This is a genomic window from Bacteroidales bacterium (genome assembly GCA_023229505.1).
Classification (GTDB): domain Bacteria; phylum Bacteroidota; class Bacteroidia; order Bacteroidales; family JAGOPY01; genus JAGOPY01.
In genome coordinates this window covers 96,326-107,204 of the sequence record JALNZD010000006.1, presented here as the reverse complement: position 1 = coordinate 107,204, position 10,879 = coordinate 96,326, and the positions used below count along the sequence as shown (strand labels likewise).

The following is a 10,879-nucleotide window of genomic DNA, read 5'->3' as shown; positions in this document are numbered from 1 at the left end:
ACTTTACCTTGAAAAATAATTTCCAAACCTATGAAACACTATATTGCAATCCTTGCACTGGCGATAGTAGCAGCTTCCTGCACACTGATTCCACCAAAGCAAATCTGGCTGCATGAATTGGATATTTCCAAAATGGAAGCGGGCTGGGGGACATCACGGGTCAACCTGAGCGTCGACAGTAACGCGCTCACCGTGGCGGGCCAGGTTTATGAAAATGGTGTCGGTACGCATGCCATCAGCAAAATGATGGTCGATTTAAAAGGTAGGGGCGTAAAATTTTACGCCCTGGTTGGCATCGATGATGAAAGCGGGGATAAAGCTTCGGTAGAGTTTTTTGTCCTCGGTGATCAGCGTGTATTATGGAGAAGCGGCATCATGAAAAAAGGCGATCCGGCCCTTCTGGTTGATGTCAGCCTTAAGAGGATCCAAAAAATAGCACTATATGTATCAGACGGCGGTGATTATAACTACTATGACCACTCCGACTGGCTCGGGGCTTTTATTGAGTACCGGAAAGAACCGCCTGTTCCTTTGGAACCGCCTGTACAGAAGCCTTATATCCTGACCCCTCCGGTTTCGGCACAATTACGGATTAACGGGCCTTCTGTATTTGGGGCTACGCCAGGCCGGCCATTTCTCTATAAAATACCGGTTACCGGCCGGAAACCGGTTGTTTATTCTGTCGATAGTTTGCCTGCAGCTTTACAGCTTGATACAAAAACTGGTTTGATCACGGGAATAACGCCTGATAGCGGGGAATATAAGGTCAATATTTTGGTGAAGAATGAAATAGGAGAGGCCCGGAAAGAATTCCGTATCATTGCCGGCCAGGGACTTGCCCTGACCCCTCCGATGGGCTGGAATAGCTGGAATTGCTGGGGGCTGAGCGTGGATGACCAGAAAGTGCGCGCTGCTGCTGACGCTTTCATTAATTCGGGGTTGGCCGATCATGGCTGGACTTACATCAATATCGACGACGGATGGGAAGCCCCGGAAAGAACGGCAAAGGGGGAAATTCTTACCAATGAAAAGTTTCCGGCTATGAATTTGCTTGCAGATTATGTTCACAGCCAGGGATTAAGGCTGGGGATCTATTCTTCACCGGGGCCTCTGACCTGCGGAGGCTTCCTGGGTAGCTATCAGCATGAAAAACAGGATGCCGCAACATGGGCCACCTGGGGCATCGACTACTTAAAATATGACTGGTGCTCGTATGGGAAGATTGCACTCAACGACAGCCTGCAGGAACTCCAAAAACCTTATCTGCTGATGAAAGATTTTCTCGCCGCTGCAAACCGTGATATCATTTTCAGCCTTTGCCAGTATGGAATGGGGAATGTCTGGGAGTGGGGAAGTCAGGTCGGAGGCAACCTCTGGCGCACCACCGGAGATATCACAGATACCTGGGAAAGCATGGCAGGCATCGGCTTTGACCAGGATAAATGCTCACCGTATGCAGGGCCTGGCCATTGGAACGACCCGGACATGCTTGTGGTAGGCCAGGTAGGATGGGGGCCAAACTTGCATCCAAGCCGCCTGACACCGGATGAGCAATATACGCATATCAGTCTCTGGTGCCTGCTCTCAGCTCCCTTGCTGATCGGCTGTGACCTCAGCCGGCTTGATGACTTCACCCTCAGCCTCCTGACCAACGATGAAGTCCTTGCCATCAACCAGGATGAACTGGGGCGGCAAGCTATCCGGGTCTTTCAAGATAAAGGATATGAGGTTTGGGCGAAACCGCTGGCTGACAGCTCAGTGGCTGTCGGGTTATTCTTTACAGGCCTTGATTCTCCTGCCGACGCTTTTAACTGGGAAGGCGGGATACCGAATAGGACCCTCACTGTTAACTGGTCGGATCTTGGCATCAACGGGGTATACAAAGTGAGGGACCTGTGGAGGCAGAAGGATGTCGGGCAGTTCGCCAGTGTTTATACGGCGGAAGTGCCTTATCATGGGGTGGTGCTGGTCAAATTATCGAAGTAATTTCAAATTTCAAATTTCAAGTTTCAAGTTAACAGGTCGGAAAACGAACCAAACCCCGCCAAGCGATACTAACGCTGTGATCAGGTAGAACAGAAAGCTGATCCCCACGGCAATATTTATATCGACATTCAATAGTTGTGAGCCATACAAAAAGGTCAGTTCCCGCACGCCTACCCCGCCGATGGATATGGGCAATACTGCCACAGCCGATGAAACGAGGAATATGACGATATAAGCCAGGTGGTTTTCCGTTTCACCCAGCGCAAGCAATAATAACCAGGCACAGGCCACCTGCAGCAGCTGGACCGCAAAGGCATACAAATATGTGACAAGGTTGACTTTCAGAAAGTATGGATAGACCCATTTGATGAAGAGATAATAAGCAAGAAATACGAATGGGAGAAGCAGGAAAGCAAGATTAACCCAAGACCAATGACCAACAACTAATGACCAATTACTACCCGTATCAAGAAATGAAACTCCTGCCAATGCCAGGACCACCAGGGCAACCATTCCGGACAGCCTGTCGGCCAGCACGGCCCCGAAGATCTTTTTCGTACCGGTCTGATAAGTTTTTTGGAGCAGGTAGATCTTGTACCCGTCGCCCCCGATCCCGCCGGGAAGGAAAAGATTGTAAAACATACCCAGCAGGTAAAGCCTGATATTTGTCTTTTCATCGAGCTTCAATCCGATAGCTGAAAAGAACATATTCAGCCGGATGGCAGAAACCAGCTTGGAAAAGGAAAAAGCGACGAGGGCTGCGAGAATATAAAAGAGGTTTGACTGGCGGTAAAGCTCCAGGATATCGGCAACATTTATCTTCCTGAGGACAAAATACAGCGCTGCTGCCGTGACGGCAAATTTCAGCAATGTTTTAAGCAGTCGTTTAAGCTTGCTTCCCACCCCTGAAAATATTACTTATGCGGTAAGGCTTTTTTTGCTGGGATTCGAAATAAGTACGCATCACCAACTCTGCAATGATCCCGCTGGTGATCATCTGAAAACCTGCCACTACCAGCATGATGCCGAGTATAAGCAATGGCCTTCCCCATATATCATGTCCAAGGATTTTAAGAATGAGCAGGTAGATATTGATAATGACGCCGGGGATCAGGATCACCAGGCCCCACTTGCCGAAGAAATGCATGGGCTTCTGCAGGTATCTTTTGATAAATAACAAGAGGATCAGATCGCTGATTACCTTGAATGTCCGGGAAAGGCCGTATTTTGATTGTCCATGTATCCGGGGGAAATGGTTTACATCAACCTGGGTGATCGTTGCTCCTTCCAATGCTGCCATTACCGCGATGAAACGGTGCAGCTCACCATAGAGGCTGATATTTTTGGCGATATCGCTTTTAAAAACCTTTAAGGCGCAGCCATTGTCTATCATTTTGACACCGGTCGTCTTACGAATGATATGATTGGCAATTTTTGAAGGGATTTTACGGATGAAAAATCCGTCTTTCCTGTTCTTCCTGATACCGGCAACCAGGTCCCAGTCGCCTTCTTCCGCTTTTTTAACCATCATGGGAATATCGGCCGGATCATTCTGCATATCACCGTCGAGGGTGATGATATAATCTCCCGAGGCAAAATCGATCCCCGCCGCCAGGGCACTGCTCTGGCCGTAATTCTTCTTGAACCGGATCAGCATAACATGGGGATCTTTTATCGTCAGGATGTTTTGCACCGTCCGGTCTATCGAGCCATCATCAACATAAATCACCTCATAATCCATTCCTTTCAGCGAATCAGCGATCTTTTCCGCCAGGGGAACAACATTCCTTTCTTCGTTATAGACCGATATGACCAGGGAAAGTTTTGGCATGGGTTATTTATTAGTGGTATGAAGGTGCAAAGATACTTATCTTCACTGTATATTTTAACATCAGTTTCAAACGCTAACAGGTCCTCCTTCGTCGGACGCCGTCAGGTTTAAAAGGAATTTTTTTTTCAAACCTGCCAGCGTTTGAAACGAAGCGACCTTCAAGGTTAAAAAAATAAAGGAGGTTTTATGCAAAAAACCGAACAGTTGATACCGGGTAAATTTTACCACATCTATAATTGTGGAATAAACGGGGAAAACCTGTTTAATATAACAGAGGATTACGAGAGATTCATGCGACTTTATGAGAAATATATTTGCCCGGTCGCAGATACTTATGCATGGGTTTTAATGAAGAATCATTTTCATCTGATGGTGAAGATCAAACAAAACATGGCATATAAATACTCTAATGACGATGGATCTTATGACAAGGAGCGATTTAATGAGATTAAATGGGAAACTGTTGAATTGACCGTTTCAAATGGTTTTTCAAACGCTGGCGACGCTGTCAGGTTTGAAGGTGATAAAACCTGTCAACGTCCGACGAAGGAGGACCTGACAGCGTTTGAAAGTAATTTAATTCCAAAGCCACACCAGCATTTCTCCCATCTATTTAACGCTTACGCAAAGTATTATAACAAAAAATATAACCGCCATGGAAGCTTGTTTGAACGACAATTCAAAAGGAAGATAATTTATAACAGAAAATACTTTCGATCGTTGGTGGTTTATATTCACCAGAATCCGGTACACCATGGTTTTTGCGAACATTCGATGGAATATGGCTGGTCATCATATCTGACTTGCATATCGGTAAAACCAACCAGTCTTAACCGCGAAGAAGTCATCGGATGGTTTGATAATATCGGAAATTTTAAGACTTTGCACGAGAAAAAGGTGAAAATAGAAAATATCGAAAAATATTTAGAGTTTTAGTTTCAAACGCTGACAGGTCCTCCTGCGTCGGACGCCGTCAGGTTTAAGGGGAATACATTGTTCAAACCTGCCAGCGTCGTCAGACCTGGCAGCGTTTGAAACGAGACGACCTGCCAGCGTCGTCAGACCTGGCAGCGTTTGAAACGAGACGACCTGCCAGTGTCGCAGACCTGGCAGCGTTTGAAACGAGACGACCTGCCAGCTCCGCCAAAGGCGGACTGGCAGCGTTTTAATATAAAGGAAATGATGAAATGCTATGCATAATCAATCTTCGTCTTCCTCGTCATCATCCTTATCCTTACCGGCACACTTTATATCATCCCCTTCATCATCAGCTTTGCAGCATTTCCCTTGATGATCTTCCTTAACCATAATAGATAAAAGTGTAAAAGTACCATCTGGTGCAGCCTGGATCTCTACATTGGTACCACCTTTTTCAAGAGCGATCTCATACCCGGTAAAACCAGGTTTCTCAATGCTTTCGAGCTCTTCCATCTCGAATCCGTCGAAAACAATGGCAAGGGTCTTGAAAACTTCGGCCGGCAATTCTTTCCTGCACATGGCAGTCTCGGTTTCCATCCATTCTCCTTTGGCAGAGAAACATGCTGTTTTTTCAACGCCTGCGAGCATGAAATCAGCTTCCCATTCAGTGGCAATTTCCTGTTCCCACTCTACCTTTTGTGCATCTGCAAATTTCCCTGCAAATGCGTCGGTTACCTGTTTTGGAGGCGTGACCTGTGCGAAAGCCATCAGGCTTAGTGCCACCATGCATAGTGATAAAAGTAAATTTTTCATAGTTTTTGATTTTTTTTACACTATTGTCCGACTAAAATCTGATTTTCGATTATTATCTATGTAACAACCAGACAATCAAGAGTTCTATATTAATTATCTGCTTTCTCAAAAAGCGACCTCCCCTTTTTTCAAGTCAAGTTCCATCTGTACAATCCTGTTTGGCGGATGATCTTTGACCAGATAATTACGTCTTGTGCTGCGAAGCAGTTCAAAAACATCGAGTAAACTGATCAGATGGATGCGAACCAGCGATGCTACCACAGAGAATGCTTTCTTTGTCATCGCCATCTTCTGTATGACTGTTAACAGAAGCTGGGCTATCAGCGTACACCATACCTGAGTGAGAATAGCGTTGACATTCTCGCCGTAAAAATAATGAAGCTGAAAGTTCTGTTTCATTTTTTTAAATAATAACTCAATACCCCAGCGTTTTTTGTAGAGAAAGGCTATTTCTTCGGCTGTAATTTCCATGTTATTGCAAAGAAACTCGTAATACCGGTTCTTTGCGTCCTGATAACAGACCTTCCTCAGGCGAAGGGTCTTTTTTCTGTTTCGTGATTTTCTTGCCACGGCCATCTTCAGGATGATATTCAAGTTCGATAATCTCTTCCTTTAATACCATGGCTTTGCCGTCTACCCTTTCGTGTGTGCGTAATGTTTCCACGACCTTGTAGTCGGCGTTCTTCTTCATCCGGGTAACAAAATAGACCTTTTGTTCAGTCCAGAGTGCAAATTGCACGTAATAATTGTACGCACGGTCAAATACAACCATGCTATGGGAGATCAACTGAAGTTCTTTCAGAAAATTTTTGTCGTGAACTTTGGCAGCAGTAATCTTGACAAACCGCCCAACAGATTGAACAGCATCTATAAGCATATGGACTTTGAGCCCGCCTTTCTTTTTCCCGTCATTCTTTGGGTTGCGGCCGACACCTTTGAGGATATTGCTAAACAGCCGGATTGTGGTAGAATCAATCAGCAGTACCTCTTTAAACGTGAGCCCAAAAGTTCGGCTGTCCGACAAAAAACTCTTATACCTGTCTACCAAACTGAAGTACACATCCTCAAAGAATTTACTCGGTCTGTTTCGCAAACCATCGCAGGCTGTACTCTTGGCAGGAGCTTTCTTTAGACCCAAGTGATTTAGTTTTCCGCCCATAGCCCTTAATCCTTCACATATCTCATTCATCGAGTCACATCGGCTTAAAATACCAAACAGCATGGTAATAAGCTGTGTTTTGGCCTGAAAAGTCTTATAATAGCGGTCAGCGCTATTCTTTTTAACCAATCTTGGTATGTTTACTCTTTCAATCAAGTCGAGTACTTGTTTAAAAATCGGCTGTCCGACTAATTTTATTTCTGTATCTTTACCCATGTTGCAGTTTTTGGTTCACAAAACAAAACTACAACATCGAGGGGAAACCGTTTGGAAGTACCCTCTTTTGTATTAATTTAGTCGGTCAGTAGTGTTTTTTTTATAATAAATACTATTCAATTCCAATCGAGATCAGTTCGGAAACTTCTCCGGTATTTTCTACTTCCTCCCTGATTAAGCCGATACCGAGGGCATAATATTTATATTCAATCGGGGCATCAGGTTCAAGCGCATTCCAGTCGGCGGTTTTGATGCAATTCATAAAACTGCCCATAGGAGTCGTGACATTTAACCCGGTAGCAACAACTTTTCCCCAGTCCTCGGCCACATTAAAATAATATTCCTGCCTGTAAGGCATTTCCATTACAGGATGGGCCAGCATCACAATACCGGGCAAAGCGCCGTCGACACCAGCCTTAAATGAACCTTCTTTGTCCTGGAAAACACCATTTTCGTAATTGCTTACATCTTCTCCGAAATACCAGACATTACCATCTGTATCCTGTGCATACCAATCATAGGTATCTTCAATCATCACACCATCTAAAGAAACTACATCCCTAACAATGGTGCAGGTTACACCAAGAATAGTTTTAGTTTCATGAAGTATGCTGACGACTGTTGCTTCCTCACCGTCTGCCGTAGCAGCATGATAGGTGTATATCGTTCCCGGGACTAAGGGGAAATAATCATTGTTAATCCAATCGGTGAAGTTGACCGGGTTTATAACCGGATTGTAATTCAGGTCTTTGTTTCTTTCCTCTTCTTCTTTATCGCAGGAAACGATTAAAAAACCTAATACAATAAACAATATCAAACTTATTTTTTTCATTATCATTATATTACCAATAATATCTGTCGCTAAGTTAATATTAAAATCTTCAGGAGATTTTGAGAACAAAAATTAATATCAAGACAATAAGTTCCAACGCTGATGGGTCCTCCTTCGTCGGACGCCGTCAGGTTTGATAGAAATTATCATTCAAACCTGCCAGCGTCGCAGACCTGGCAGCGTTTGAAACTAAAAATCCTTACTTTTGTCCTGTAAGGCCCAAAGTTTAGTAACCTTGCAAACCTATCCATGAAAAGCATTCTTCTCACCGGCGCTGCAGGATTTATCGGGTACCATGCCGTTTTAAAACTGGCTGCTAAGGGATATGCTGTGACAGGGATCGATAACCTGAATGATTATTACGACCCCAGGCTGAAGATTGCCAGGCTGAATGAAAGTGGTATCAATAAAACAGAAATCGCAGAAATGAAGCCGGTCACAAGCCGTACCATTCCTGAGTACACATTCATTAAACTTGACCTGAAGGACCGGCAGAAAACGGCTGAACTTTTTTCAGGTATCCAGTTCGACATTGTGATCAATCTTGCGGCCCAGCCCGGGGCCAGGCATAGTTTTGCCGATCCTTATGTTTACATCGACAGCAACATCGAAGCATTTATCAATATCCTCGAAGGCTGCCGCCGGCAGAAAGTCAGCCATCTGGTCTATGCCAGCAGTTCCAGCGTATATGGTAATAACCCGAAGCAGCCTTCTGAAGAAAGTGATTTCGTGGACCACCCGATCAGCCTGTATGCAGCGACAAAAAAAGCCAATGAACTGATGGCCCATACTTACAGCTCGGCTTTCGCGCTGCCGGTGACCGGGCTGAGGTTTTTCACGGTTTACGGACCGTGGGGAAGGCCTGATATGGCTTATTTCAAATTTACGCGGGCTATCGATGAAGGCAAGCCTATCGAAGTTTTTAACTATGGAAACCTTGAAAGAGATTTTACCTATATCGACGATATTATTGAAGGACTGACCGGGGTTACTGAAATAATTCCGGAGGGTGAAATACCATACCGGCTCTTCAATATTGGTCATTCTGAACCTGTCAACCTGCTGAGGTTCATAGAAATCATCGAAGGGTATTTAGGTAAAAAGGCGGTTAAACTGATGAAACCAATGCAACCGGGAGATGTGCTTTCTACCTTTGCCAATACGGATTTGCTTGAAAAGTACACGGGGTTTAAGCCTAAAACCAGCATTGAAGATGGCCTTAAAATGTTTGTTTCATGGTATAAGGAATTTGGAAGACAGATCCTACAGTCCAAACGCTGACGGGTCTTCGACACCGTCAGGTTTGATAATCGGGTGACCTGTCAGCGTGTGTAGCACCTGACAGGTCGGCAAACAAAATTAATGATTAACAATCAATCAAATAGGACCCTGATATTTTTCCTGATACTGGCAGGCGTGCTTTTTTTCCCGGCATACCTGGTCAACCTCAACCTTGTCCAGTTGATCAGGGATGAAGCCATCCGTGCTATTGTCGCTTTCGAAATGATCCAGACCGGGGATTACATTACCCCGACCATCGGCGGAGAGCTATACCTCATGAAACCCCCGTTATTCAACTGGATACTTGCCTTTTTCTTCCAGGTAACAGGAAGTTGGTCCGAGACCGTGATCCGTCTTCCCGTGATCCTCTCAATTATTTTCTTCGCGGCCACGATTTTTATTTTCACCCGGAAGGAATTCGGCAACCGCATTGCCCTGGTCAACGCCCTGGCTTTCATTACTTACGGGAGGATCATCTTTTACGAATCCTTGCATGGGCTGATTGATGTCACCTTCTCCTGGCTGACTTATATTTTCTTTATGCTATCCTGGTATTTTTTCAGGAAGAAGAAATACCTCGCCCTGTTTCTTACCGCTTATGCTATCACGGCTGTTTCGTATCTGCTCAAAGGCATTCCCAGCCTGTTTTTTGTGGCTGTCACACTGCTTGTCCTTTTCATCCAGGGAAAACAATTCAGGATCCTGTTCAACTGGCGTCATTTCCTGGGGATTGCCCTGTTATTGCTCATTGTCGGGGGGTATTACCTGTTGTACTTTGCACGTAACGCCATAGAACCAGACCAGGTTTTCGAGGTACTGACCGGTGAAGTGACCCGGCGGACTGTGGTCAGGTTTGGGATCTGGAAGGCTTTGCTCCACCTGTTAACCTATCCTTTTGAAAACATCTACCATTTTCTTCCCTGGTCGGTCATGGTTATCCTGTTTTTCCGGAAAGGGAGCCTGAAATTCATCCGGAAGAACAGTTTCCTCTGGTACCTTTTCCTCTTGTTTATTTTCAATATCATTCCTTACTGGACATCGCCCGAAGCTTATCCCCGTTATATCCTGATGCTGGTTCCTTTAATGATGACGATCCTTATCGCCCTTTATTACAATTCCTTTGAAAACCGTTTTAAGATTCATCTTTGGGTCGATTATATTTCCGGTGGATTTATAGCAGCTATCGGTTTGGCAGGAATAGTCTTTATCTTTCATCCACTCACCCTCGACCTGCCCTATATAGCCTGGGTATCCGTTTTGACGCTACTGGCGCTTGCATTGATAAGCTATTTCTACTGGAAGCAGGCGTTGAACCGTTTGTTATGGCTTGCAATAGCCGTGTTGGTGATGCGAATTGCGTTCAACTTTTCTATCATTCCCTCCTGGGAAAAAACCCACCCGGTTGTGGCAACCAAGAAACTGGCTGCCGAACTTGCTATGGAGACAGCAGGGAAGCCGCTTTATGTCTATTGGAACCCGGAATACAAGCCGGATCCTTATTTTCGCTACCGTTACAACAATGAAATCTTTACCTATTATCTCTCGACCGCAAGAGGAAAGATCATCACGGTGAGCATGGAAAAAATTCCGGGTGCTTTATTTCTAGCCCAGAAGGAACATATAAAAAATGAGGATTATTTACTTGTAAAGAAGATAGACCCGGCCTGGCAGGTGCCGGTTTACCTGGTTGAGTTTAAGTAAAGTACAAACGGGCCCTCCTTTGGCGGACCCCTTCAGGTTAGAAACAAATAAATCGTATCAAAATATTTATTCTAATATAATCAACACTTTTTCTGAAAGATTACCTAACTTTACAGGTTCGTTTCATTACTCTGAAAACAAC

At 44.8% G+C, this 10,879-nt stretch carries 8 protein-coding genes and 1 pseudogene; 4 read left to right on the top strand and 5 right to left on the bottom strand.

The window, feature by feature from the left end; genetic code table 11:
* The first annotated feature begins 30 nt into the window (after window positions 1-30).
* Entirely contained in the window at window positions 31-1,986 is a 1,956-nt protein-coding gene (locus M0Q51_03815) for an NPCBM/NEW2 domain-containing protein (GenBank protein MCK9399111.1), read from the top strand.
* Between the two features lie 9 nt (window positions 1,987-1,995).
* On the opposite strand, the gene M0Q51_03810 is transcribed toward M0Q51_03815, so the two are convergent.
* A complete protein-coding gene (locus M0Q51_03810; protein MCK9399110.1) occupies window positions 1,996-2,889 on the bottom strand; it encodes a flippase-like domain-containing protein in 894 nt (297 codons plus the stop codon).
* Window positions 2,873-3,817, bottom strand: a complete 945-nt coding sequence (locus M0Q51_03805) for a glycosyltransferase family 2 protein (GenBank protein ID MCK9399109.1) — start codon at window positions 3,815-3,817, stop codon at window positions 2,873-2,875. Before M0Q51_03805 ends, M0Q51_03810 begins: the two co-directional genes overlap by 17 nt.
* A gap of 186 nt (window positions 3,818-4,003) precedes the next feature.
* Between M0Q51_03805 and M0Q51_03800 the strand changes: the two genes are divergently transcribed.
* Entirely contained in the window at window positions 4,004-4,753 is a 750-nt protein-coding gene (locus M0Q51_03800) for a hypothetical protein (GenBank protein MCK9399108.1), read from the top strand.
* A 264-nt stretch (window positions 4,754-5,017) separates the two neighbouring features.
* Here the strand turns inward: M0Q51_03800 and M0Q51_03795 are convergent, their stop codons facing one another.
* The 3 genes and pseudogenes from M0Q51_03795 to M0Q51_03785 all read right to left on the bottom strand — a co-directional run bounded on the left by M0Q51_03795 (window position 5,018) and on the right by M0Q51_03785 (window position 7,755).
* Window positions 5,018-5,548, bottom strand: coding sequence for a PepSY-like domain-containing protein (locus M0Q51_03795; protein ID MCK9399107.1), 531 nt, complete (start codon window positions 5,546-5,548; stop codon window positions 5,018-5,020).
* Between the two features lie 105 nt (window positions 5,549-5,653).
* Window positions 5,654-6,923, bottom strand: a pseudogene (locus M0Q51_03790) (IS4 family transposase).
* A gap of 112 nt (window positions 6,924-7,035) precedes the next feature.
* A complete protein-coding gene (locus M0Q51_03785; protein MCK9399106.1) occupies window positions 7,036-7,755 on the bottom strand; it encodes a hypothetical protein in 720 nt (239 codons plus the stop codon).
* 249 nt (window positions 7,756-8,004) lie between these two features.
* Between M0Q51_03785 and M0Q51_03780 the strand changes: the two genes are divergently transcribed.
* Both M0Q51_03780 and M0Q51_03775 read left to right on the top strand, forming a co-directional pair.
* Window positions 8,005-9,036, top strand: coding sequence for an NAD-dependent epimerase/dehydratase family protein (locus tag M0Q51_03780; protein ID MCK9399105.1), 1,032 nt, complete (start codon window positions 8,005-8,007; stop codon window positions 9,034-9,036).
* A gap of 81 nt (window positions 9,037-9,117) precedes the next feature.
* Window positions 9,118-10,737 (top strand): glycosyltransferase family 39 protein, encoded by a 1,620-nt coding sequence (locus M0Q51_03775; GenBank protein MCK9399104.1) that lies wholly within the window; start codon window positions 9,118-9,120, stop codon window positions 10,735-10,737.
* Window positions 10,738-10,879 lie beyond the last annotated feature (142 nt).